This window comes from Aquitalea sp. USM4 (genome assembly GCF_004328945.1).
In the GTDB taxonomy this organism is placed as follows: Bacteria; Pseudomonadota; Gammaproteobacteria; order Burkholderiales; family Chromobacteriaceae; genus Aquitalea; species Aquitalea pelogenes.
Genome location: NZ_CP029539.1, coordinates 888,508 through 910,560 on the forward strand (window position 1 = coordinate 888,508; position 22,053 = coordinate 910,560).

At 58.8% G+C, this 22,053-nt stretch carries 24 protein-coding genes; 8 read left to right on the forward strand and 16 right to left on the reverse strand.

What is annotated here, in order from left to right:
• Positions 1 to 7: 7 nt before the first annotated feature.
• The 4 genes from thiS to gmk form a co-directional block, all read right to left on the reverse strand.
• Positions 8 to 208, reverse strand: coding sequence for a sulfur carrier protein ThiS (gene thiS / locus DKK66_RS04155; RefSeq protein WP_045845441.1), 201 nt, complete (start codon positions 206 to 208; stop codon positions 8 to 10).
• Positions 209 to 211: 3 nt separating this feature from the next.
• Positions 212 to 2,368 (reverse strand): bifunctional (p)ppGpp synthetase/guanosine-3',5'-bis(diphosphate) 3'-pyrophosphohydrolase, encoded by a 2,157-nt coding sequence (locus DKK66_RS04160; protein ID WP_045845440.1) that lies wholly within the window; start codon positions 2,366 to 2,368, stop codon positions 212 to 214.
• Positions 2,369 to 2,391: 23 nt separating this feature from the next.
• Positions 2,392 to 2,598 carry a DNA-directed RNA polymerase subunit omega gene (rpoZ, locus tag DKK66_RS04165; RefSeq protein ID WP_045845439.1) on the reverse strand — a complete coding sequence of 69 codons (207 nt, stop codon included), beginning with the start codon at positions 2,596 to 2,598 and terminating at the stop codon, positions 2,392 to 2,394.
• Positions 2,599 to 2,668: 70 nt separating this feature from the next.
• The gene (gmk, locus tag DKK66_RS04170) at positions 2,669 to 3,298 is read right to left on the reverse strand and encodes a guanylate kinase (protein ID WP_045845438.1); all 630 of its coding nucleotides are present in this window, start codon (positions 3,296 to 3,298) and stop codon (positions 2,669 to 2,671) included.
• Between the two features lie 167 nt (positions 3,299 to 3,465).
• Between gmk and DKK66_RS04175 the strand changes: the two genes are divergently transcribed.
• Together DKK66_RS04175 and DKK66_RS04180 are read left to right on the forward strand one after the other, a co-directional pair.
• Positions 3,466 to 4,764, forward strand: coding sequence for an NCS2 family permease (locus DKK66_RS04175; protein WP_045845437.1), 1,299 nt, complete (start codon positions 3,466 to 3,468; stop codon positions 4,762 to 4,764).
• 100 nt (positions 4,765 to 4,864) lie between these two features.
• The gene (locus DKK66_RS04180; protein WP_045845436.1) at positions 4,865 to 5,422 is read left to right on the forward strand and encodes an adenine phosphoribosyltransferase; all 558 of its coding nucleotides are present in this window, start codon (positions 4,865 to 4,867) and stop codon (positions 5,420 to 5,422) included.
• A gap of 67 nt (positions 5,423 to 5,489) precedes the next feature.
• Here DKK66_RS04180 and DKK66_RS04185 read toward each other — a convergent pair whose 3' ends face one another.
• Positions 5,490 to 6,320, reverse strand: a complete 831-nt coding sequence (locus tag DKK66_RS04185; RefSeq protein ID WP_165494104.1) for a DUF1700 domain-containing protein — start codon at positions 6,318 to 6,320, stop codon at positions 5,490 to 5,492.
• Positions 6,317 to 6,655, reverse strand: a complete 339-nt coding sequence (locus tag DKK66_RS04190; protein ID WP_131355748.1) for a PadR family transcriptional regulator — start codon at positions 6,653 to 6,655, stop codon at positions 6,317 to 6,319. The genes DKK66_RS04185 and DKK66_RS04190 overlap by 4 nt, the downstream gene beginning before the upstream one ends.
• A 213-nt stretch (positions 6,656 to 6,868) precedes the next feature.
• Here DKK66_RS04190 and DKK66_RS04195 point away from each other — a divergent pair, with 213 nt between their 5' ends.
• Positions 6,869 to 7,906, forward strand: a complete 1,038-nt coding sequence (locus DKK66_RS04195) for a patatin-like phospholipase family protein (protein ID WP_131355758.1) — start codon at positions 6,869 to 6,871, stop codon at positions 7,904 to 7,906.
• Positions 7,907 to 8,017: 111 nt separating this feature from the next.
• Here DKK66_RS04195 and arcC read toward each other — a convergent pair whose 3' ends face one another.
• The 6 genes from arcC to DKK66_RS04225 all read right to left on the reverse strand — a co-directional run bounded on the left by arcC (position 8,018) and on the right by DKK66_RS04225 (position 14,979).
• A complete protein-coding gene (arcC, locus tag DKK66_RS04200) occupies positions 8,018 to 8,962 on the reverse strand; it encodes a carbamate kinase (protein WP_131355761.1) in 945 nt (314 codons plus the stop codon).
• A 376-nt stretch (positions 8,963 to 9,338) separates the two neighbouring features.
• Entirely contained in the window at positions 9,339 to 10,349 is a 1,011-nt protein-coding gene (locus DKK66_RS04205; RefSeq protein WP_131355763.1) for an ornithine carbamoyltransferase, read from the reverse strand.
• A 91-nt stretch (positions 10,350 to 10,440) separates the two neighbouring features.
• Positions 10,441 to 11,673, reverse strand: a complete 1,233-nt coding sequence (locus DKK66_RS04210) for an arginine deiminase (RefSeq protein ID WP_131355766.1) — start codon at positions 11,671 to 11,673, stop codon at positions 10,441 to 10,443.
• A 71-nt stretch (positions 11,674 to 11,744) separates the two neighbouring features.
• Entirely contained in the window at positions 11,745 to 13,184 is a 1,440-nt protein-coding gene (gene arcD, locus DKK66_RS04215; protein ID WP_131355769.1) for an arginine-ornithine antiporter, read from the reverse strand.
• A gap of 378 nt (positions 13,185 to 13,562) precedes the next feature.
• Positions 13,563 to 13,700: a DUF3149 domain-containing protein gene (locus DKK66_RS04220; protein WP_082086308.1), complete on the reverse strand. Its 138-nt coding sequence runs from the start codon at positions 13,698 to 13,700 to the stop codon at positions 13,563 to 13,565.
• 244 nt (positions 13,701 to 13,944) lie between these two features.
• On the reverse strand, positions 13,945 to 14,979 hold the full coding sequence (locus DKK66_RS04225) for a CDP-6-deoxy-delta-3,4-glucoseen reductase (protein ID WP_131355774.1): 1,035 nt from the start codon (positions 14,977 to 14,979) through the stop codon (positions 13,945 to 13,947).
• A 41-nt stretch (positions 14,980 to 15,020) separates the two neighbouring features.
• Between DKK66_RS04225 and DKK66_RS04230 the strand changes: the two genes are divergently transcribed.
• Together DKK66_RS04230 and trmB are read left to right on the forward strand one after the other, a co-directional pair.
• Positions 15,021 to 15,938, forward strand: a complete 918-nt coding sequence (locus DKK66_RS04230; protein WP_131355777.1) for an SDR family oxidoreductase — start codon at positions 15,021 to 15,023, stop codon at positions 15,936 to 15,938.
• A gap of 36 nt (positions 15,939 to 15,974) precedes the next feature.
• A complete protein-coding gene (trmB, locus tag DKK66_RS04235) occupies positions 15,975 to 16,655 on the forward strand; it encodes a tRNA (guanosine(46)-N7)-methyltransferase TrmB (protein WP_131355780.1) in 681 nt (226 codons plus the stop codon).
• Positions 16,656 to 16,782: 127 nt separating this feature from the next.
• Here the strand turns inward: trmB and DKK66_RS04240 are convergent, their stop codons facing one another.
• Complete coding sequence (locus DKK66_RS04240; RefSeq protein WP_045845390.1) at positions 16,783 to 17,277, reverse strand: glutathione peroxidase; 495 nt, start codon at positions 17,275 to 17,277, stop codon at positions 16,783 to 16,785.
• Between the two features lie 58 nt (positions 17,278 to 17,335).
• Here DKK66_RS04240 and DKK66_RS04245 point away from each other — a divergent pair, with 58 nt between their 5' ends.
• Positions 17,336 to 17,815, forward strand: a complete 480-nt coding sequence (locus DKK66_RS04245) for a DUF1841 family protein (protein WP_045845391.1) — start codon at positions 17,336 to 17,338, stop codon at positions 17,813 to 17,815.
• A gap of 69 nt (positions 17,816 to 17,884) precedes the next feature.
• On the opposite strand, the gene DKK66_RS04250 is transcribed toward DKK66_RS04245, so the two are convergent.
• On the reverse strand, positions 17,885 to 18,838 hold the full coding sequence (locus tag DKK66_RS04250) for a D-2-hydroxyacid dehydrogenase (protein WP_131355783.1): 954 nt from the start codon (positions 18,836 to 18,838) through the stop codon (positions 17,885 to 17,887).
• 10 nt (positions 18,839 to 18,848) lie between these two features.
• Positions 18,849 to 19,631: a DUF2189 domain-containing protein gene (locus DKK66_RS04255; protein WP_045845393.1), complete on the reverse strand. Its 783-nt coding sequence runs from the start codon at positions 19,629 to 19,631 to the stop codon at positions 18,849 to 18,851.
• A 158-nt stretch (positions 19,632 to 19,789) separates the two neighbouring features.
• Here DKK66_RS04255 and DKK66_RS04260 point away from each other — a divergent pair, with 158 nt between their 5' ends.
• Positions 19,790 to 20,116 carry an FKBP-type peptidyl-prolyl cis-trans isomerase gene (locus DKK66_RS04260; protein ID WP_089083143.1) on the forward strand — a complete coding sequence of 109 codons (327 nt, stop codon included), beginning with the start codon at positions 19,790 to 19,792 and terminating at the stop codon, positions 20,114 to 20,116.
• A 61-nt stretch (positions 20,117 to 20,177) separates the two neighbouring features.
• On the opposite strand, the gene DKK66_RS04265 is transcribed toward DKK66_RS04260, so the two are convergent.
• Positions 20,178 to 20,807, reverse strand: coding sequence for a DedA family protein (locus DKK66_RS04265; RefSeq protein WP_045845395.1), 630 nt, complete (start codon positions 20,805 to 20,807; stop codon positions 20,178 to 20,180).
• 116 nt (positions 20,808 to 20,923) lie between these two features.
• Between DKK66_RS04265 and alr the strand changes: the two genes are divergently transcribed.
• Positions 20,924 to 21,994: an alanine racemase gene (gene alr, locus DKK66_RS04270; RefSeq protein ID WP_131355786.1), complete on the forward strand. Its 1,071-nt coding sequence runs from the start codon at positions 20,924 to 20,926 to the stop codon at positions 21,992 to 21,994.
• The last annotated feature ends 59 nt before the right edge of the window (positions 21,995 to 22,053 follow it).

Here is a 22,053-nt window from a genome sequence, read left to right on the forward strand (position 1 = left end):
GGTGTTGTCAGCCGCCGCCAACGGCAACGACGATTTCCAGCTCATCCCCGTCGGCCAGGGCCATCACGGCATGCTGGCTGCGCGGTACGATTTCTCCGTTCAGCTCGACGGCAATGCGCTTGTCTCCAATCTCCAGCGCCTGCACCAGCTCGGCCACCGTGGCCAGCCGGGCGAATTCTTTCATTTCACCATTGATGCGCAATTGCATGTGTTATCTCCGCTCCGTCCGCTGCACCACCACCAGGCTTTGCACGGCATTCAGTACGCGGGAGAGGTGATCCACACTCTCCACCTGCAAACGGAAATGAATGTGGATGAAGCCATCGCCCACATGGGTGTCCTGCGTGTCCACGCTTTCGATATTGGCCGAAGCCTGGGAAATGGCAGCGGCAATATCCGCCAGGGCACCGCGCTCGTTGCGCGCCAACACACTGACGCTGACACCGAACATGCGGTCGCGCTGGGTTTCCCAGTTCACATTCAACAGCTTGTCATGATCGACACGCTGCACATTCGGACAAGCCACCCGGTGAATCACCAGGCCCTGACCCTTGGTGATGACACCGAGGATTTCATCACCCGGCAGCGGGTTGCAACAGCTGGACAGCTGTACCGTTCCACCCTCATTGCCACGGATGGTGACAGGGCCAACCTTGACGTCCTCGCCAAGACGCTCACCCGCCAGCTCCACCAGACGGCGTGCCACGGCAATGGGCAGCAGCTTGCCGGCGCCGATTTCTGCCAGCACTTCGGCAAAGCCTTGCAGCTTGTCGCCATGCACCGCCATGTACTCGGCCTTGAGTGCATCGTCCAGCAGCAGCGGTGATACCGCCAAGGCACCAATCGCCTGCTTGAGCAGTTTTTCACCCAGTGTGGAAGCTTCTTCGCGCTGCAGGCTCTTCAGATAATTGCGTATGCCGGAGCGCGCACGACCACTCTGCACGAAGGTGAGCCAGGACGGGTTGGGCTTGGCCTGGGTGGAGGTGATGACTTCCACCGTATCGCCATTGCGCAGCACGGTGCGCAGGGGCATCAGCACATGATTGACGCGCGCGGCAATACAGCGATGACCGACGTCGGTATGTACGGCATAGGCAAAGTCGACCGGGGTGGAGCCTTGCGGCAGCACCATGATCTTGCCCTTGGGGGTGAACACGTACACTTCGTCCGGGAACAGGTCGATCTTGATGTGCTCGAGGAATTCGACGGCGTCGTCGCTCTCCTCCTGCATGTCCAGCAGGCTTTGCAGCCACTGGTGCGTGCGCTGCTGGGCAGTATTGATGCCGGCATCGCCGCTCTTGTACATCCAGTGCGAAGCCACACCGGCTTCAGCCACACCGTTCATTTCACGGGTGCGGATCTGCATTTCCACCGGCGTGCCGTACGGGCCGAACAAGGTGGTGTGCAGGCTCTGGTAGCCATTGCCCTTGGGAATGGCGATGTAATCCTTGAACTTGCCCGGAATGGGCTTGTACAGGCTGTGCAGGGCACCCAGCGCCAGGTAGCAACTGGGAATGTCGTTCACCACCACGCGGAAACCGTAAATATCCAGCACCTCGGAAAACGACAGGTGTTTTTCCTGCATTTTCTTGTAGATGCTGTACAGGTTTTTCTCGCGCCCCTTGATGGTGGCTTCGATATTGCTTTCCACCAGCCGCTGGCTGACAGTTTTCAGGATTTTGTTGACCACTTCGCGGCGATTACCGCGTGCGGCACGCACTGCCTTGGACAGTACGCTGTAGCGATGCGGATGCAGGTGCTTGAAGGCCAGATCCTGCAGTTCGCGATACACCTTGTTCTGACCGATGCGGTTGGCAATCGGCGCGTAGATTTCCAGCGTTTCCAGCGCAATGCGCTGGCGCTTGTCCTCGCGCATGGAGTCCAGCGTGCGCATATTGTGCAGCCGGTCAGCCAGCTTGACGATGATGACGCGGATGTCGCGCGCCATGGCCAGCACCATCTTGCGGAAGTTTTCCGCTTGGGCGGTTTCCTTGGTCTGGTACTCCAGCCTTTCCAGCTTGGAGAGGCCGTCCACCAGGTCGGCCACCACCTTGCCGAACTTCTCCACCAGGGTGGGCTTGGTCACCCCGGTGTCTTCCAGCACATCATGCAGCAACGCCGCCGCGAGGCCCTGCACATCCAGCCGCCAGTCGGTCAGCATGGTGGCTACGGCCAGCGGGTGGGTGATGTAAGGTTCGCCGCTCTTGCGCGTCTGGCCTTCGTGCGCTTCACGACTGACTTCGAATGCCTGGCGCAGCAGTTGCACGTCTTCCGGCTTCAGGTAGCGCGCCGCCGCCTCGAAAAAGGCCGCGGCTTCGCGCTCGATCAGTGCGTTGTAGTCGATGACGCTCTGAACTCCGGTCTCCATGCTTCGCTCCGCCACCACCCAGATCAGCCCTTGTTGCGAGTCAGGACTTCACGACCAACATGGCCAGCCGCGATTTCACGCAGCGCAACCACGGTCGGCTTGTGACGGCCGGCATCCACAAAGGCGGTGGCACCGGAGGCTACCTGACGGGCGCGGTAAGCTGCAGCCAGGGTCAGGTCAAAACGGTTCTGGATACGATCCAGGCAGTCATCTACGGTAATACGTGCCATGTGATTTCTTTCATGAATGAAACGCAATGCGTTTAACTATATCGAGTTTTGCCGGGGCAACCAATGCGTGCTAGCTGCGCTGCACGCCCATGCGCGCCAGTGCCGGGGCCAGCCGCACCACTTGCACGGCAGCACGCAGGCGGCGTGCACGGAAAATGCTGATCAGGTCCAGACGGGCGCGTTCGAAGTCATCGTTGACCACTATGTAGTCGTATTCTGCGACCTTGTCGATTTCCGAGCGGGCAGAGGCCAGGCGACGCAGAATGACTTCTTCGGTGTCCGTGCCACGACCGCGCAGGCGGCGTTCCAGCTCTTCGATGGACGGCGGCAGAATGAAAATGCCAAGTGCCTCGGGGAAAACCTTGCGCACCTGCTCCGCCCCTTGCCAGTCGATTTCCAGCAGGATGTCGCGTCCCTCTTCCAGGCGGCTTTGCAGCCAGCGCACGCTGGTGCCGTAGAAATTGCCATACACTTCGGCATATTCCAGGAAGTCACCGGCGGCAATCATGGACTGGAAAGTCGCATGATCGACAAAATGATAATGCTGACCATCCACTTCACCGGTGCGGGCCGCACGCGTGGTGTAGGAGATGGACAACTCCACCGCGGGTTCGGCCTGCAACAGGGCAGACACCAAAGAGGTTTTGCCGGCACCGGACGGGGCCACTACGATATAGATGTTCCCGACTGCTTTGGTCATCAAACGCGCTTCCTGCCAAAGAAAGGGTAATTTTTCAGAATACCACAGACTGCTTTTCCGGTTAAGTGCAAAAGTATCTTCATGTCAAGATTTAGGTATTTGTCTTCACACCGAAGTAAAATCGCGCGTCTTCACCAAACCATAACAAGGCTCGGAGCATCTCTGACATGCAAATACTGGAAAGCTTTTTCAAGCTGAGGGAACACGGCACTTCGGTCAAGACCGAAGTCATTGCCGGCTTCACCACTTTCCTGACCATGGCGTACATCATCCTGGTCAATCCGCTGATCCTGTCGGCCACCGGCATGGACCTGAACGCAGTCTTCGTGGCGACCTGCCTGGCCGCTGCACTTGGCACCGCCATCATGGGTCTGGTAGCCAATTATCCGATGGCACTGGCACCGGGCATGGGCCTGAATGCTTACTTCACCTTCAGCGTGGTCAAGGGCATGGGGATCCCCTGGCAGGCGGCTCTGGGTGCAGTATTCATTTCCGGCATCGTGTTCCTGGCCGTCAGCCTGTTCAAGGTGCGTGAAGCCATCGTCAACGCCATTCCGCGTTCGCTCAAGTTTGCCATTTCTGCCGGTGTCGGCATGTTCCTGGCCATCATCGCGCTGAAAGATGCCGGCGTGATTGCAGCGCATCCGGCCACTTACCTGACGCTGGGCAACATCCACAATCCGACCACCCTGCTGGCCATTCTGGGCTTCTTCCTGATCGTGGCGCTGGAATACCGCAAGGTGCCGGGCTCCATCATCATCGGCATCCTGGTGGTGACCGCACTGTCCATCGCGCTGGGCCTGTCCAAGTTTGAAGGCATCTTCGCTCCGGTGCCGAGCATGGAACCCACCTTCATGAAGATGGACCTGCACGGTGCCATGAGCGCCGGTCTGGTGGGCGTGATCTTCGTGTTCTTCTTTGTCGACCTGTTTGACACCACCGGCACGCTGGTGGGTGTGTCGCACCGCGCCGGCCTGCTGGACAAGGACGGCAAGCTGCCGCGCCTGAAGCGCGCGTTGCTGGCTGACTCGGTGGCCATCACTGCCGGTGCCATCATGGGCACCTCCTCCACCACCGCCTATATCGAATCCGCCGCCGGCACCGCCGTGGGTGGTCGTACCGGCCTGACCGCCACCGTGGTGGCCATCCTGTTCCTGGCCTGCCTGTGGATTTCGCCGCTGGCCAAAACCGTACCGGCCTACGCCACCGCACCGGCCCTGTGCTATGTTGCCGTGCTGATGGCACGCGGTCTGGCGGAAATCGACTGGAGCGACCTGACCGAGTCCGCCCCTGCAGTGATGACTGCACTGGCCATGCCGTTTACCTTCTCGATTGCCGACGGTATCGCTTTTGGCTTCATCAGCTATGCTGTGATCAAGATTCTGGCGGGCCGCTTTGCCGACCTGAAACCGGCAGTCGTGGTGATTGCCGCACTGTGGATCTTCAAGCTGGCATTCTTTGCCTGATCCTGATCCGGTCACTCAAGGCCTGCTGCGTGGTGCGGCGGGCCTTTTTGCTTTGTGCGACAGCAAACACGGTCGCTTCATTTGAAAGTACAATAGCGCCATGGAAAATCTCAGCAATCTCGACTATTCCAGCTATCTGAAAGGCTGGATCCGCACCGTGCCCAACTGGCCCAGCCAAGGCGTGATGTTCCGCGACATCACCCCGCTGCTACAAAACCCGAAAACCTTCCGCATGCTGATCGATATCTATGTGCATCGCTACATGCTGGAAAAGGTGGATCTGATTGCCGGGCTCGACGCACGTGGCTTCATCATCGGCTCGGTACTGGCTTACGAACTGAATGTCGGCTTCGTACCCATCCGCAAGAAGGGCAAGCTGCCATTCACCACGGTTGCGGAAGAATACGAGCTGGAATACGGCAATGCCACGGTGGAAATCCACACCGATGCCTGCAAGGCGGGTGACCGGGTAGTGCTGATCGACGATCTGGTCGCCACCGGCGGCACCATGATGGCCGGTTACAACTTGCTGAAGAAACTGGGGGCGGATGTACTGGAAGCCGCCGCCATCATCGAGCTGCCGGAACTGGGCGGCGGCAAGCTGATCCGCGATAGCGGGCTGGATGTCTTCACCGTCTGCTCCTACGACGGCCATTAAGGCTCTCAGCGTCATCACCATGCAAAACGGACCCGCGGGTCCGTTTTTGCTTGTCACTCCAGACTAGTCAAACATCCTTCCCCCTGGCCTTGTCCAGCAAACCCAGCTGGTAACGGCCATAGGCCAGCAAACCACGCCAGGTCCAGCGCGCCAGCAAGTAGCATAGAAACAAGCCACCACCACCCAGCGCAATCAATAACAAGCCGGTCAGCAGCATGCCATGGCGGCTGAGGCCCCAGTCCAGACCACCGATATCCACCTGCCCGGTTTCATCCTTGATCTGCAGCCGGCCAAGTGCCTCGCTGGCATTGCGCTCCAGGCTGACCGTGCCATCACTGGACTGGATATGAATGCTGGCCCGGCCGGACGACGCCTCGCGCACCACATCAACCGTTTCGCCATTACGGCCACGGATATGAATGTTGCCCGCCGGGCCGCCCTGGGCAAAATCGGACCAGATGGCCCGGACATCACGCGATTCGTGGATGGCCGGCCAGCCGAACAGCTCATTGCAGGCCAGGGTGCCAAACAGCACCAGACCGCCAATCAGGATGCCGGTGGACGCCAGTGCCGCCATGGTCAGCATCCACAGATAAAACAGGAAGGGAACGGCCAACAGGAAGTTGAGCAGGCCCATGCCGGCAATGGCCCCCACCACGGCAAACAGGTTGCCGAGCGTCTTGCGATCCTCCCAGCGGGCAATGTGGTGACGCGCCATCAGTTCCCGCGCCAGTTGTTGCGGGTCACCCAGGCCTGCGGCAATGTCCGCCTCACTTCGGCCTGCAGCCAGTCCATCGCGGAAATATTCCTGATAATCGGCGATGATTTCCTGTCTCTCTTGCTGCGGCAGTCGTGCCAGTGCGTCCTGCAACTGACGGATGAATTCCTGTTGGTTCATGCTGTTTCTCCCGTGGCCCGGCCTGCGGCCAGTTGCAACACACTGTTTACGTCGCCGACAAACTCCTGCCATTCCTGCTGCATCAGTGCCAGCTGCCGTCGGCCTTCTGCCGTCAAGGTGTAGTACTTGCGCGATGGCCCGCTGGCCGACTCCACCAGATAAGTCGATACCCAGGCCTCGGCCTGCAGGCGGCGCATCAGGGGATACATGGTTCCCTCACTCACCTCCATGCTGCGCGACAGGATGCTCACCAATTCGTAGGCGTAACTGTCCCCAGCCGCCAATGCAGCCAGCACACACATGTCCAGCGTGCCCTTCTTCAACTGTGTTTTCATGTTTCACCCCATACCTTGCATTGCACGATAGTTTGACGTGCCCAACGCAAGGTCAGACCGGATTCTAGTCCTAGCTATTGTGTATTGCAAGGTACATGGTAAAACCACGTAGCCAAACAGACAGCTCTTGCTAAGAATTTTCTTAAAAAATCAAAGAAAATTCACAATTCATAAAGCATAATTCTGACTATTTCCCATGCAGGAGTGGCAGACATGAGCAGCAAGAAGAAATCGCTGGCGCTGGTACTGGGCGGCGGCGCCCCTAACGCCACCTTGATGGCAGGTTCGCTGGTAGCCTTCATCGAAGCGGGTGTGGAGTTCGACATCATTTCCACCTCGGGTGCGGGTGCCATTGTCGGCTTGCTCTATACCGCCGCCAAAGGGCAGGACCCGAAAGCTGCGCTGGAAAAACTGGCCGACATGGGGGTTGCCGATGCGCTGTACTCTCTCTTCCCAGTCAACTTCAAGGTATTCAACAAACCCGGCCCGCTGGCCGACCTGTGGCGCCAGTGGCAGCAGGCCAATCCGGTACTGCAAGCCATCCAGGCCCAGGCAGACCAGGGCCCCTTGCAACGGCTGGCGGCAGACTGGAGCAGCTGGTTGATGGCCACACTCTGCCCCAGCGATCTGAACGCCAAAAGCCAGGGCCTGTGCGCGCATGTACCGTTTATCGACCAGGTAGTGGACTTTGCCAGACTGGCCGACATCAAGCCGCAGTTTTATCTGAATGCCTACAACCTCAGCAAAAAGCGCATGGATTGCTGGAACAAGCAGCAGATCAACCACGAACATTTTCTGGCCGCGCTGTCCTTCCCGCTGATCTATCCGCCTTACCTGCTGGATGGTGATTACTACATCGAAGGCGCTGCCATTGACACCCTCAACTTCAAGCGCCTGTTCCAGGATCACCCTTATATCGATACCACCGTGGTATTCGATGTATTGGGCAGCGAAGAGATCCTGCATCCACCGCGTGATCTGTACGACGCGTGGGTGCAGTCCATCATCACCCCGCTGACTGAAATTGCCCGCGATGACCTGAAGCTGTTCGAGGCCCTGCATAACAAGGATGCCGAGGGCAAGCCGCGCACCAAGTTGCTGCGCGTGGCCTATGACAAGTTCATCCGTCCGGAACAGCGCGAGCAGGAGCTGGACTGGTCCTACTCCAACCTGTCGCAGATGTATCAGGCAGGCTATGCGGCCGGGCAGGCATTATGCCGCGACCATGCCGCGGAACTGGGCCTGGCCTGATTCTGCCGCCACCATGCAACAAGGGCTGCCGCAGCAGCCCTTGTTGATCCACATCTCACCTGCCCTTCAGCCGACGTCGCAACGCCGCCGCAGGTGTTGCAGCGCCCTGCCTCAGTACCACTCGATACCGCTCTTCTCGGTGGAGATGATGGTGCCGGCTTCGCCCTTGACGATCTTCTCGATGTCTTCCAGCGCGCCAATCACTGCACGCTTGCCGGTCAGGCGGGCGAATTCGCAGGCGGCTTCCACTTTCGGGCCCATCGAACCGGCGGCAAAGCCCAGCTTGTCCATTTCGTCCGGGTGGGCGTGACGGATGGCTTTGGCTTCGGGAGTGCCCCAGCCAACAAACACGCTCTTCACGTCGGTGGCGATGACGAAGTAATCCGCTTCCACTTCGCGTGCCAGCAGGGCGGAGGCCAGGTCTTTGTCGATCACCGCTTCCACGCCGACCAGTTTGTCACCCTGGTACATGGTGGGGATGCCACCGCCGCCGGCAGCAATCACGACCGCGCCTTTTTCGATCATCCATTTGATGGGGCGCAGTTCGAAGATGCGTTTCGGTTTCGGGCTGGGCACCACGCGGCGGTAGTAGTCGCCGTCGGCTTTCACCGTCCAGCCGTGGCTGGCCGCCAGCGCTTCGGCTTCTTCCTTGCTGTACACCGGGCCGACGAACTTGGTGGGGTTCTGGAAGGCGGGGTCGGCGGCGTCGACTTCGGTCTGGGTGAGGATGGTGGCCAGCGGCACTTCAAACGGCAGCACGTTGCCCAGTTCCTGTTCGATCATGTAGCCGATCATGCCTTCGGTCTGGGCACCCAGTACATCCAGCGGATAGGGGGTGACCTTGCCGTCGACGTGGCGGGCGTAGGCGTCGTTTTGCAGGCCGAGCAGGCCGACTTGCGGGCCGTTGCCGTGGCACATCACCAGGTTGTGGCCCAGCCGGGTGACGGCGGCCAGTTGTTCGGCGGCCACCTTGACGTTGGCGCGCTGGTTGTCAGCGGTCATGGCTTCGCCACGACGTTGCAGGGCATTGCCGCCCAGGGCTACGACGACTCGCATGATGTTTCCTTTTCTGGCCCTGTCCGCACAGTCGGGACAGTGGCGTGGCCGGTCTGCCTGTGGCAGGCCGGTGTGTGTCGGATGGGGCGGCAGGTCACCGGGGGATGACCTGCCGGAGGGTGGAATCCGCCTGAGTGAGGGGGAGCGGATTCCGCCGCCACGACTTCAAGGGGGTGTCGTCGTGGTGGGTGAAGCGGTATAGCTGTCAGACTTCAACTTCAGGTGATTCAGCTGCTTGCACGGCGTTTTGCCTTACACGCTGGCGACGTGGCAAAGTCAGCGCAGCGGCTGCTGCCAGGCGCGCCGCCGCAGACAGTACAAGTCGTACGGCAAGGCGGCGCAACAACGCAGCGGGGCTTTGCCACGTTGTCCAGTCTTAATCGCCCAGGGTGGCGACCAGGATGGCCTTGATGGTGTGCATGCGGTTCTCGGCTTGCTCGAAGGCAATGCAGGCTTCGCTTTCGAACACGTCTTCGGTCACTTCAATGCCATTGGCCAGGTCCGGGTATTGCGCGGCGATTTCCTTGCCCACCTTGGTTTCGCTGTTGTGGTAGGCCGGCAGGCAGTGCATGAACTTGACTTGCGGGTTCTGTGCAGCAGCCATCAGCGCGGCATTCACTTGGTAAGGCTTCAGCAGGCGGATGCGTTCGGCCCACACTTCGGCCGGTTCGCCCATCGATACCCACACGTCGGTGTGGATGAAGTCGGTGCCCTTGACGGCTTCGGCAGCGTCTTCGGTCAGGGTGATGCGGGCGCCGGTCTTGGTGGCGATTTCACGGCATTCAGCCACCAGTTCATCGCTCGGCCACAGGTGTTTCGGCGCGCCGATGCGCACGTCCATGCCCAGCTTGGTGCCGATCACCAGCAGGGAGTTGCCCATATTGTTGCGGGCGTCACCCAGGTAGGTGTAGCTGATTTGCGAGATCGGCTTGTCGCTGTTTTCCCACATGGTCAGCACGTCGGCCAGCATCTGGGTGGGATGCCATTCGTCGGTCAGGCCGTTGTACACCGGGACGCCGGCGAATTTGGCCAGCTCGTTTTCCACCATGTCCTGGTCGAAGCCACGGTATTCGATGGCGTCATACATGCGACCCAGTACGCGGGCGGTGTCTTTCATCGATTCCTTGATGCCGATCTGCGAGCCGGACGGTCCGAGGTAGGTGACGTTGGCGCCCTGGTCGTAGCAGGCTACTTCAAACGCACAGCGGGTGCGGGTGGAGGTTTTTTCAAAGATCAGGGCGATGTTCTTGCCCTTCAGGTGTTGCTGTTCGGTGCCGGTGTACTTGGCGCGTTTCAGGTCGCGGGCCAGGTCGAGCATGTAGCGGATTTCGCGCGGGGTGAAGTCCAGCATGCGGAGGAAGTTGCGGTTGCGCAGATTGAAAGCCATGGTAACACTCCTTGTTCCGGTGCCGGGTGGCGGGCTTGGCCGTCGCCACCGGGCAATATTGATGTGCTTGGTGTGCTGCAGGTGCAGCGGTTTAAATCTTCACTTCGTCACGGATGATCGGGCAGGTCATGCAGTGACCACCGCCACGGCCGCGGCCCAGTTCGGAGGCCGGAATCTCGATCACTTCCACCCCGTGCTGACGCATCAGCTTGTTGGTGTAGGTGTTGCGGTCGTAGGCCACCACCACGCGGCGGTCCAGGGCCACCACGTTGTTGCCGTCATCCCATTGTTCGCGTTCGCGCTGGTAGGCATCGCCGGCGGTCTGGATGATGTGCACTTCCTTCAGGCCGAGGGCCTGGCGTACCACTTCGGTAAACGGTACGCCGTCGTGGCGTTCGAAGCGGACTTCGCCGTCCTTGTCACCGGCGTAGATGCTGGTGCAGACGATTTCGTTGACCACGTCCGGGAACACCGACAGCAGGTCGATATCGAGGAAGCTGAACACGGTGTCCAGGTGCATGGCGGCACGCGACTTGGGCATCTGGCAAGCGATGACGCGGGTGGCGCCGCCTTCCTTGCCCAGCACGTTCTTGGCCACTTGCACCACGGCTTGCGGGCTGGTGCGTTCGCCCATGCCGATGAGCACCACGCCGTTGCCGATCGGCATCACGTCGCCGCCTTCCAGCGTGGCCGGGCCGTGGTTCTTGTCACAGTCGCCCCACCATACCTTCACCTTGCCGGCGAAGTACGGGTGGTGCTGATAGATGGCTTGCAGGATCAGGGTTTCCTGACGGCGAGCCGGCCAGTACATCGGGTTGAGCGTCACGCCTTCGTAGATCCAGCAGGACGGGTCGCGCTGGAACAGGCTGTTGGGAATCGGCGGGATGACGAATTCGGACTGGTCCAGATAGCCGCCGAACAGGCCTTTGGGGTCGAACGGCAGTTCGAACTTGGCGATGCCGCCGATCAGGTGCTCGGCCAGTTGGGTGGACGGCATTTCGTCCAGCCAGCTGCGCAGGTCGGTCAGCATGCCGATCCCGACGTTGTCAGCCTTGACCTTGCGGTCCAGCAGCCAGCTGCGGGCGGCCTTGTCGTCCAGTACCTGGGCCAGTGCGTCGTGGGCTTCGATCACATGGATGCCGCGGGCGCGCATCTGTTCAACCATGTAGGCGTGGTCTTTCTGGGCGCGTTCTACCCAGATCACGTCATCAAACAGCAGGTCGTGGCAGTTGTCGGGGGTGAGGCGTTTGTGGGCCAGGCCCGGACGGCACACCATCACGCTGCGCAGCTTGCCGCATTCGGAATGAACACCAAATTTTGTCATGATCAAACTCCTGCAATTCGGGTAAGGGGTGGGGGAGCGCGCTTCACGCGCTCCTCCGTATTGTTTTCAGGTCAGAGGGTGAGCTGGCCGGTAATCAGTTCGTAGGCGGCGATGGCGCCCAGAACCACGATGATGGCGGCCAGTACGGCTTCGGCACCCTTGAACGGCTTCTCGCCATGTTCTTTCTTGGCCCACAGGTAGAACAGCAGGCCCGGGGCGTACAGCACCATCGACAGGAACAGATACTTCACACCAGCGGCGTAGATCAGCCATACACCGTACACACTGGCGATACCGGCAATACTCAGGTCACGGCCCTTGCCTTCACCAGCCTGGTAGCCTTCACCACGCCGGGCCACCATGAAGGAATACACGGCACACAGCAGGTAAGGAATCAGGATCATCGAGGTAGCCAGCGACAGCAGTGCCAGGTAACCGGCCGAGCTGAACAGGGTGATGATCAGGAACAGCTGGATCAGACCGTTGGTCAGCCACAGCGAAGCTGCCGGGGAACCGTTGGCATTGGTGGTGCCGAAGATGCGCGGCATCACACCGTCTTTGCCTGCCAGGTAAGGTGCTTCAGCAGCCAGCAGCGTCCAGGCCAGCAGTGCACCACCGACAGAAATCACCAGACCTGCATTCATGATGTTGGCACCCCAGGGGCCAATGGCCTTTTCCAGCACGTAAGCAGTGGACGGGTTCTTCAGCGCAGCCAGTTCGGGCTGGGTCATCACGCCCAGTGCCAGTACCGATACCGCCACCAGCAGGGCAATGGTCAGCAGGAAGCCCACCACGGTAGCCTTGCCCACATCGCTCATTTTTTCGGCACGGCCCGAGAACATCGACGCACCTTCGATACCGATGAACACCCACACGGTCACCAGCATGGTGCTCTTCACCTGATCGACGATGGAGCCCAGCTTCGGATTACCCCAGAAGTCCAGATTGAAGGTGTCAATCTTGAAGGCAAACACCACCAGTACGATGAACAGCGCCAGCGGTACCAGTTTGGCAATGGTGGTGATGGTGTTGATGAATGCCGCACCATGCACGCCACGCAATACCAGGAAATGCAGGCCCCACAGCAGGATGGAGGCACAGATGATGGCGGTTGGCGTGTTGCCGTCGCCAAAAGCGTGGAACCAGAAACCCAGTGCCGAGAACATCACGACAAAGTAGGACACATTGCCGATCCAGGCCGAAATCCAGTAACCCCAGGCCGAGTTGAAGCCCATGTAGTCACCGAAACCAGCGCGGGCATAACCGTAAACCCCGCCTTCTACTTCCGGTTTGCGGTTGGCCAGCATCTGGAAGGCAAATGCCAGCGTCAGCATGCCGAGGAAGGTGATGGCCCAACCAATGATGATGGCGCCGGCGCCGGCACCTGCCGCCATGTTTTGCGGTAGCGAGAAGATGCCGCCGCCAATCATGGAACCCACTACCAGTGCGGTAAGTGCACCCAGTTTCAGTTTGGGTGCTCCGCCACCTTGCACTTCTGTATCAGTGGACATTTTCGTTCTCCGTGAAATACATTAACCTGAAAACTATCTGTATATTATTAATTTCTAATTCAATGATGCAATGATAGTCATCGAAGCGCTCCTATTCCAGAAAGCAGCTACATATGTTTGATCAGGATCAAATGAAAAAATGGAACAAAAAAGGGCTACAGCAGAAAGATGGCTGGGTTATAGGCAGAGCGGCCTGTCTATCCAAATTGGATTTATCTATATGGATTTGTTCTTTATTGGTAATTTTCAATAAATTGTTTTTCAATAAAGACTGATAGACAAACGGCAGGCAAAAAAAATGGATACGGCCCACCACCGTATCCACCAACACACACATCAAGAGGAAATCTGGACACACACCAACTGGTGCTAAACCTGTCAGTCGTTCGGTCCTGCGTTCTTCACCTTACGACTGATCACAAAAATCACACCACATACCACCACAGTAGCAAAGACAATGGTTGCCAAACCCAGAACACCGACATCGTCGGAAAGAAGTTGACCTAGCAGTTCCATCTCCCACTCCTCATAGCTGGCGTTTGCCGCCTTGATTGATTAGTCGATGGTCATAATAACCCTACAAAAAATGTGGATGTTGACGCAAATCAACAATCTGTCCGCGTCCTGCGGACAACTGGAAAGTCCCGCAAAAACAGAACGATGCCGGACATACCCCGCAGAGCGGCCATTTCGGTGGCAAGTACAAAAATAAAACAGCCCCTGCATGACAGGGGCTGTCTGATGGCAGAGAACTGGCAGATCAGGGCTGCTTGTTACCACCCATGTCCTTGGACAGGAAGAAGGCGTCAGAGAAGAATTCGTCTTCCGGCAGCTTGCGTTCGGCAATGAAGCTGCGATGGGCAGACTCCACCATGACCGGAGCACCACAGGCATACACCTGGTGGCCGGACAGGTCGGCAAAGTCATCCAGTACCGCCTGATGTACAAAACCGGTGCGGCCTTGCCATTCGTCTTCCGGCAGCGCCTCGGACAACACCGGAATCACGGTGATGTTGGCATGCGCGGCCTGCCAGCTGGCAGCCAGTTCAGCCATGTAGAGGTCTGCCTTGGTGCGTGCACCCCAATACAGCACCATCTGACGCTGGATACCGTGATGGATAGCGTGTTCGATGATGCCCTTGACCGGCGCAAAGCCGGTACCGCTGGCCACGAAAATGATGGGCTTGTCCGAATCCTCACGCAGGAAGAAAGAACCCATCGGGCCCTTGAAGCGCATGATTTCGCGCTCCTTCATCTGGGTGAAGACGTAATCGGAGAAACTGCCACCGGGCTGATGACGGATATGCAGCTCCAGGAAGGCATCATCATGCGGCGCATTGGCAATGGAGAAACTGCGTTTCTTGCCATCCTTCATCAGGATGTCGATGTACTGACCGGCACGGAATTGCAGGCGTTCGGAAACCGGCAATTTCAGTTTAAGCACGGCAACGTCGTGCATTTTCACCATGCTTTCCACGCGGCACGGCAGGGTCTTGATCTGGATGTCACCAGCACCGGCCACTTCACGGGCTTCAATGGTGATATCGCCTTGCGGGCGGGCACAGCAGAACAGGGTCATGCCCTGGATGCGTTCGCTTTCCGGCAGGGCTTTTTCCTGATAGCCATCCTGGCTGACCTCACCCTCCACGACCTTGCCCTTGCAGGCGCCACAAGCACCGTCACGGCAGCCATAAGGCAAACCGACATTCTGGCGCAAAGCCGCTTCCAGAATGGTTTCATGCGCTTCAACACTGAACGTATGCCCGCTCGGGAGCACTTTGACCTGGGAAGTCATTGGGTACCTTTATTATTCCAAATCTCGGTAAGATGCAGCCTATGCGTACTTTATTGATTGCAGGCATGGGTGATGTCGCCCGACGGGCCCTGCCCCGACTCGTGCAGCACTGGAAAGTGCTGGTTCTGGCACATCACGCGCAAGCGGCTGAAACGGCGCGCGCTGGCGGTGCCATTCCGGTCATGGCCAATCTGGACGATGCCGCCAGCCTGGAGCGGCTGGCCGGTCTGGCTGATGATCTGTGGATAACCGCACCACCACCAAGCCACGGAATGCGCGACAGCCGCACGCGCAAGTTGTTGTACGCACTGGCAAAAGCCGACAGGATACCACAGCGTATTAGCTATATCAGCACTACTGGCGTGTATGGAAATAGCGCCGGTAACTGGCTGGATGAATGTTCGCCCCCCATGCCGCAAACCGAGCGCGCCTGGCGCCGGCTGGATGCAGAAAATACCCTACGAGCCTTTGCCCGCCGCCATGGCAGCCAGCTGACCATTCTGCGCGCACCCGGCATTTATGCGCTCGAGCGCCTGCCGCTGACCCGTCTTGTGCAAAACACGCCCTTGATCCGGCCAGAAGAAGACAGCTTCAGTAATCATATCCACGCCGATGACCTGGCCAGCCTGTGTATTGCCAGCCTGCAGCAAAACCGTGGCGGCATCCGCATTTACAATGCCTGCGACCAGGAACCACTCACCATCACCGACTGGTATGCCATGCTGGCTGATGCACTGTCCATGCCACTACCGCCACGGCTATCCCGCGCAGAAGTACAAGCGGCCGTCAGCCCGGGTTTATGGTCTTACATGGCGGAATCCCGCCGCTTTCGCCACCAGCGCCTGGCAGAACTGGGCGTGACGCTGCGCTACCCCACGGCACGCGAATTTGTCGCACAACTGGCGGCAAATCCGGCCTGGCAGAGCGTGGCACTCGCTAAGGCCGGCAAGATTCGGTAACATGCGCGTCTTCTTGCAATTATCTGTTTGAATCACATGGAAAATCCGGCATTCGGGCGCGCCATCAGAAGCTTTGTGCTGCGTCAGGGACATCTGTCTGCAGGTCAGCAACGCGCAATGGACGAGGGCATGCCCAAATGGGGCATTGCATATCAGCCAACCGTCATCGACCTGGAGCAGGCTTTTGGCCGCCAGGCACCCAAGGTGCTGGAAATCGGCTTTGGCATGGGTGGTGCAACCGCTGAAATTGCAGCGGCCAATCCTGCTATCGACTATCTGGGCGTGGAAGTGCACTCCCCCGGCGTGGGCAATCTGTGCAAGCTGATTGCCGAGAAAGAGCTGAGCAATCTGCGCATCATCCGTCACGATGCGGTGGAAGTGCTGGACAACATGCTGGCCGACGGCAGCCTGGACGGCGTGCATATTTTCTTCCCCGACCCCTGGCACAAGAAACGCCACAACAAGCGTCGCCTGATCCAGGCCCCGCTGGTGGAAAAACTGGTGAAGAAGCTGAAGCCGGGCGGTTATCTGCACGCTGCTACCGACTGGGAAGACTACGCCATCCAGATCATGGAAGTGTTCAGCGCCAATGGCGATCTGGCCAATAGCGCCGATGGCTATGCGCCGCGCCCGGACTACCGTCCGCTGACCAAGTTCGAGGCCCGTGGCATCAAGCTGGGTCACGGCGTGTGGGACATCATCTTCCGCCGCAAGTAAGCCCCGCGAACAAAACCCCCGCTCCAGCGTTGCACCTCCTTGCCGTACGCCATGTACTGCCTGCGGCGGTGCGCCTTGGCCCGGGTTCTCTACGCGGTTTTGTTGGCGGTTCCAAGCCAGACCGGTTTCAGTCGGCAGTGACACGCCGGCTCAGCAAGACTTCGATATCCGGCAGCAGTTCATGTGGAGCCACTGCCGGTTCGAAGCGTTTTACCACCCTGCCCTTTCCATCCAGCAGAAACTTGGTGAAATTCCACTTCACCGGGTGAGGATGTGCGCTATCCGCCTGGGTCAGCCAGCGCCACAAGGGGTGTGCCTGCGGGCCGTTAACCTCCACCTTGGCCGACAACGGCAGCGTCAGTTGAAAGCGGCTGGCACAGAAACTGGCGATCTGGGCGTCCGTACCCGGTTCTTGCCCGCCAAACTGGTTGCAGGGAAAGGCCAGCACCCGCAAGCCTTGTCCGGACAGGCTGTCATGCAATTCCTGCAGGCCCGCATATTGCCGGGTATAGCCACACTCGCTGGCCGTGTTCACCAGCAATACCACCTGGCCCTGCAGGGTGCTCAGCGCCATGGAACTGCCATCGGGCAGGGGCATGGAAAAATCGTAAAGCGTGGTCATGGTGGGCTCCCTTCCGTATAATCGGGACTTATCCGAGAAACCTACTCAGGTATTGCGCATGTTGTTCTCACCCAGCCGCCAGGATGCGCGCGGCTTCTTTTTTGAAACCTGGAAAAAACACCAGACCGGCAGCGTACTGACCGATCTGGAAAAGATCGTGCTTTCCATTCTTATAGACCACCCCGAGTACCACTCCATCCTGAATCATCCGGAAAAGTACCTGGAACAGGAATGGACGCCGGAAATGGGTGAGACCAACCCGTTCCTGCACATGGGCCTGCATGTGGCCATCGAGGAACAGCGTTCCATCGACCAGCCCTTCGGCATCCGTTCGCTCTACGCCCAGCTGGCCTTGCGCCACGGCAACGAACATCGTGCCCAGCACGAGATGATGGAATGCCTGGGCGAGATGATCTGGCATGCGCAGCGCTATGGCGGCGGCCCGGATGTGAACCGCTACATTTCCTGTGTGCGCGGCAAGCTGGGCATGGGCGAAGAAGAAACGCCGCGCATCAATCCCAACGATATTCCGGACTGAGCATCTTCAGGCGCATAACAAAAAAGCAGGCTTGCAAGCCTGCTTTTTTCATGTGCGCTGCCATTGCGTTCACACCAGGCGATTGGCTTCCTGGCCGCTGACAAAGGCCGTGACATTGTCCACCAGTTGCTGTGCCAGACGCTGCATGGCCTGCTGACTGGCCCAACCGACATGCGGCGTGACGATCAGGTGCGGCAAGCGAGCCTTCAGCATTGGATTGCCGGCCGATGGCGGCTCGGTACTCAGCACATCAAAACCGGCACCACCCAGCTGGCCGAACTTGAGCGCAGCCACCAGCGCTTCTTCATCCACCAGTCCGCCACGCGCGGTGTTGATCAGGATGGCACCCGGCTTCATCGCCATCAATTCCGGCTGGGCAATCATGTTGCGGGTTTCTTCGTTCAGCGGGCAATGCAAGGACAGCACATCCGAACTGGCAAGCAGCTGATCAAAGCTGACATAGCCATCGCGCACGGTGCTAACGCCCTTGCGCTCACCAAACTGCACATGCATGCCAAAGGCGCGAGCACGTTCGGCCAGCGCCTGACCAATGCCGCCCGCGCCCAGAATACCCAGCGTGGCACCCTTGAGGTCGCGAATGGGCGCACCAAAATGGCAGAACTGCTTGGCCTGCTCCCAGACACCGGCAGCGACATCTCGCTGGTAGGCCGGCAGATTCTTCATCAGGGCCAGCATCAGGGTAAACGCATGCTCGGCCACGGTTTCGTCGCCGTAATGGCGGATGTTGGCCACCGCAATGCCCTGCTCACGGCAAGTGGCGATATCGATATGGTTGTAGCCGGTGGCCGCCACCGCCAGCATCTTCACCCTAGGCAACTGCAGCAGGGTTTCACGGCTGAACGGCACCTTGTTGGTGATCACGATGTCGGCATTACCCACATGCTGGACAATCTGCTCCACCGTGGTGGCGGAAATTTCGCGATAGGTATGGGCAAAAGGAAAAGCGGGAACCGGGACAGGCAGGCTATCCCGGTCGAGAAATACGATGGAAGGTTGGCTCATCAGTCTGGCGTCAGCTTTCGTAGGAAATCATGGCGCGGTAAGCATGCCAGCTGGCCAGCCCCAGTACGGGCATGATGACGATCAGGCCAATGAAATAGGTAGCAAAGCCCACCGCAGTAAGAGCCACAATCATAACGGCCCATACCGCCATCGTCAGCAGATTCTTGTACACCGCCTGCACGCTGTTGATCATGGCGGTCACCGTGTCCACATCCTTGTCCAGCATCATCGGGATGGCCACCACGCTGAGCGAGAACACCGCCACCGCAAACAGGAAGCCGACACCAAAATAGGCCAGCAGGAATGTCATGTTTTCCGGCAACAGGGCATTGCTCAGCAAGCTGTCCAGTGATGGCAGGGCTGCGGTATCAAAAAACAACGCAAACATGAGCAGTGAAACGCGGAACCAGCCAAACACCATCAAGGCCAGCAAGGCGGCGTACAAGGTAAAGCCGGGCAGATTGACTCGCCAGGCAACCATGCTGTGCCACAAATTGACCCGCTGCGTGGCAAACGTGTTTTCATGCTGGCGCGCCAGATCATACAGACCGATGGCGAGAAACGGCCCGGCCAGCAGGAACAGCGTGGACAAGGTAAGTACAAACTGTGGCGCACTATCGAAATAGGCAATCAACAGATAGCCCATCAAGACAAAAACGGCACCATAAAACATCGCATCGGCCGGCGCGCGGCGCAGGTCCTTCACGCCCTGCTGCAGCCAGACCATGGTTTGGGAAACTTCAACATGATGAACAACCGGGTGTTCCCGGGATGAGCCGTGGGTGATGTCCATGACGAATCCCCTTCTGGTGGTGGGTGGGTAAACCAGACAGTTAATTCTTTATAAGCTACTGATTGCAAAATACAAATTGCAAATCAATGCTGTCAGACCACAGCGCGCGGCAACTGGTACAATACGGGCCTGCTTGAACCAGATACAAGGAACACAAGATGAGCGAATTGATCATTGAAGACCTGACCGTGGGCGAAGGTGCCGAAGCTGTCGCCGGCCAGGAAGTGACTGTGCATTACACCGGCTGGCTGACCAATGGCAGCAAGTTCGACTCCAGCAAAGACCGCTTCCAGCCCTTCAGCTTTCCGCTGGGTGCCGGCCATGTGATCAAGGGCTGGGATCAGGGCGTCGTTGGCATGAAGGTAGGTGGCAAGCGCAAGCTGACCATTCCGGCAGAACTCGGTTATGGCGCACGTGGCGCCGGTGGCGTGATTCCGCCCAATGCCACCCTGGTATTTGAAGTGGAACTGCTGCAGGTGGGCTGATCCGGCTTCTGTGCATGAAAAAAGCCACCGTCGCGGTGGCTTTTTCATTTGGCAGCCCGGCTCATTTTTTCAGGCCGGAATCCTCACAGCATTTCTTGCGCTTGCACAGGTAGAGAATCGCCAGACCAGCCAGTAATACTCCGACCACGGAAAGAATACCCATCTGGCCACGATGCACCATGTGCATCAGCCATTCGCGTTGCGTGGCACCGTAATGACCCAGGTAAACCCACACCGGCACGGAAATCAGCGCGGCAAAGCCATCCATCAGCAAGAAACGCCAATAGGGCACGCGCCGTGTCATGCCAGCGGTAATGAAGATGGGGGAACGCAAGCCGGGCAGGAAACGGGCAACGAACAGCACCCAGGTACCGTATTTTTCAAACTTTTCCTGCACAGCTTCAAAACGTTCGGGCGTCAGGATGCGGGCGATGGGACGGAAACGCTGCACCTTGTGGCCATAGAAACGCCCCGCAGCAAACATGATGCCGTCACCAGCCAGAACCCCGGCCATCCCCACCATAAACATGATATCGACATCAGCATAGCCAAGGCCGGAAATGATGCCACCAGCCACCAGCGTGATGTCTTCCGGAATCGGAACACCGAAACCACACACCAGCAATACGGTAAAGACAGCCACATAACCGTAACCGGTAAAGAAATCGAGAAGTATCTGCAGTATGTCCATAGTGCTCCGCCGACCGGCACAGTCTTGTCCTGTCACAAGATTTGGCCACGGGCTGATTGTCCGAGTGCATGATCGGGCGCTTATAATAGCACACCTCGACCTTATCCTTTCTTGACATGACACGCCCCATACGGGTGGAAATCAATCATTCCGCCCTGCGCCATAACTATCTGCATTCCCGTCAACAAGCTGCAGGCCGTGCTGCACTGGCCGTCATCAAGGCTGACGCCTATGGCCACGGCGCACTTGGCAGCGCCCTTGCCCTGGCTGACATTGCCGACGGATTTGCCCTACTCAATATCGAAGATGCCATCGCCCTGCGCAAGGCGGGCATCCAGCAGCCGATTACCCTGCTGGAAGGACCATTCGACCGGACCGAAGTGGAGGCCATGGCAGAATACCGCATTGCCGGTGCCATTCACTCCCCTCACCAGATTGCCTGGTTACAGGAAGGTTCCCTGCCACAGCCGGTGGAAGTGTGGCTCAAGATCAACAGCGGCATGAACCGGCTGGGTTTCCGCCCGGAACAGGCCAGCCACGTGATGCAGCAACTGCGTGCATTGCCGCAAGTGAAACTGAGCACCATCATGACGCATTTCGCCACTGCCGATGACGATCGTGGCGTAGCCACGCAGTGGCAGCGCTTTGCCCCCGTGGCCACCGCCAGTGGCCTGGCCATCAGCGCCGCCAATTCCGCGGCCGTCTTCCGCCATCCGCACACCCATGGCGCCATCGTCCGCCCCGGCATCACCCTGTATGGCTGCTCGCCCTTTGCCGACTGTCATGGCGCAGCGCTGGGCCTGCAAACCACCATGACGCTGAGCGCGGACATCATTGCCATCCAGCAACTGCAAGCAGGCGAGGGCGTGGGATACGGCATTCAGTTTCAGGCCGACCGACCGATGCGGATAGGCATTGTCGCCTGTGGCTATGCCGACGGTTACCCGCGCATTGCCGCCAATGGCACTCCGGTGATGGTGGCAGGCCAGCGCAGCGGCACTGTGGGACGGGTTTCCATGGATATGCTGGTGGTGGACCTGACGCACATTCCTGCTGCCACCATCGGTAGCCGGGTGGAGCTGTGGGGGCCAAACATCGCGATCGAAGCAGTGGCTGCGGCTGCCGGCACCATTGGCTATGAGCTGATGTGCGCCATTGCCCCGCGCGTGCCGCGCCTGCCCACCTGAACCAATCGCTCACCACAATAAAAAAAGCCGCTGCATCGTGCAGCGGCTTTTTTTATTGT

What these genes read in the sequence shown, in the direction of transcription:
- thiS (WP_045845441.1), bottom strand. Translation starts at nt 208, where the DNA reads ATGCAATTGCGCATCAATGGTGAAATGAAAGAATTCGCCCGGCTGGCC.
- DKK66_RS04160 (WP_045845440.1), bottom strand. Translation starts at nt 2,368, where the DNA reads ATGGAGACCGGAGTTCAGAGCGTCATCGACTACAACGCACTGATCGAG.
- rpoZ (WP_045845439.1), bottom strand. Translation starts at nt 2,598, where the DNA reads ATGGCACGTATTACCGTAGATGACTGCCTGGATCGTATCCAGAACCGT.
- gmk (WP_045845438.1), bottom strand. Translation starts at nt 3,298, where the DNA reads ATGACCAAAGCAGTCGGGAACATCTATATCGTAGTGGCCCCGTCCGGT.
- DKK66_RS04175 (WP_045845437.1), top strand. Translation starts at nt 3,466, where the DNA reads ATGCAAATACTGGAAAGCTTTTTCAAGCTGAGGGAACACGGCACTTCG.
- DKK66_RS04180 (WP_045845436.1), top strand. Translation starts at nt 4,865, where the DNA reads ATGGAAAATCTCAGCAATCTCGACTATTCCAGCTATCTGAAAGGCTGG.
- DKK66_RS04185 (WP_165494104.1), bottom strand. Translation starts at nt 6,320, where the DNA reads ATGAACCAACAGGAATTCATCCGTCAGTTGCAGGACGCACTGGCACGA.
- DKK66_RS04190 (WP_131355748.1), bottom strand. Translation starts at nt 6,655, where the DNA reads ATGAAAACACAGTTGAAGAAGGGCACGCTGGACATGTGTGTGCTGGCT.
- DKK66_RS04195 (WP_131355758.1), top strand. Translation starts at nt 6,869, where the DNA reads ATGAGCAGCAAGAAGAAATCGCTGGCGCTGGTACTGGGCGGCGGCGCC.
- arcC (WP_131355761.1), bottom strand. Translation starts at nt 8,962, where the DNA reads ATGCGAGTCGTCGTAGCCCTGGGCGGCAATGCCCTGCAACGTCGTGGC.
- DKK66_RS04205 (WP_131355763.1), bottom strand. Translation starts at nt 10,349, where the DNA reads ATGGCTTTCAATCTGCGCAACCGCAACTTCCTCCGCATGCTGGACTTC.
- DKK66_RS04210 (WP_131355766.1), bottom strand. Translation starts at nt 11,673, where the DNA reads ATGACAAAATTTGGTGTTCATTCCGAATGCGGCAAGCTGCGCAGCGTG.
- arcD (WP_131355769.1), bottom strand. Translation starts at nt 13,184, where the DNA reads ATGTCCACTGATACAGAAGTGCAAGGTGGCGGAGCACCCAAACTGAAA.
- DKK66_RS04220 (WP_082086308.1), bottom strand. Translation starts at nt 13,700, where the DNA reads ATGGAACTGCTAGGTCAACTTCTTTCCGACGATGTCGGTGTTCTGGGT.
- DKK66_RS04225 (WP_131355774.1), bottom strand. Translation starts at nt 14,979, where the DNA reads ATGACTTCCCAGGTCAAAGTGCTCCCGAGCGGGCATACGTTCAGTGTT.
- DKK66_RS04230 (WP_131355777.1), top strand. Translation starts at nt 15,021, where the DNA reads ATGCGTACTTTATTGATTGCAGGCATGGGTGATGTCGCCCGACGGGCC.
- trmB (WP_131355780.1), top strand. Translation starts at nt 15,975, where the DNA reads ATGGAAAATCCGGCATTCGGGCGCGCCATCAGAAGCTTTGTGCTGCGT.
- DKK66_RS04240 (WP_045845390.1), bottom strand. Translation starts at nt 17,277, where the DNA reads ATGACCACGCTTTACGATTTTTCCATGCCCCTGCCCGATGGCAGTTCC.
- DKK66_RS04245 (WP_045845391.1), top strand. Translation starts at nt 17,336, where the DNA reads ATGTTGTTCTCACCCAGCCGCCAGGATGCGCGCGGCTTCTTTTTTGAA.
- DKK66_RS04250 (WP_131355783.1), bottom strand. Translation starts at nt 18,838, where the DNA reads ATGAGCCAACCTTCCATCGTATTTCTCGACCGGGATAGCCTGCCTGTC.
- DKK66_RS04255 (WP_045845393.1), bottom strand. Translation starts at nt 19,631, where the DNA reads ATGGACATCACCCACGGCTCATCCCGGGAACACCCGGTTGTTCATCAT.
- DKK66_RS04260 (WP_089083143.1), top strand. Translation starts at nt 19,790, where the DNA reads ATGAGCGAATTGATCATTGAAGACCTGACCGTGGGCGAAGGTGCCGAA.
- DKK66_RS04265 (WP_045845395.1), bottom strand. Translation starts at nt 20,807, where the DNA reads ATGGACATACTGCAGATACTTCTCGATTTCTTTACCGGTTACGGTTAT.
- alr (WP_131355786.1), top strand. Translation starts at nt 20,924, where the DNA reads ATGACACGCCCCATACGGGTGGAAATCAATCATTCCGCCCTGCGCCAT.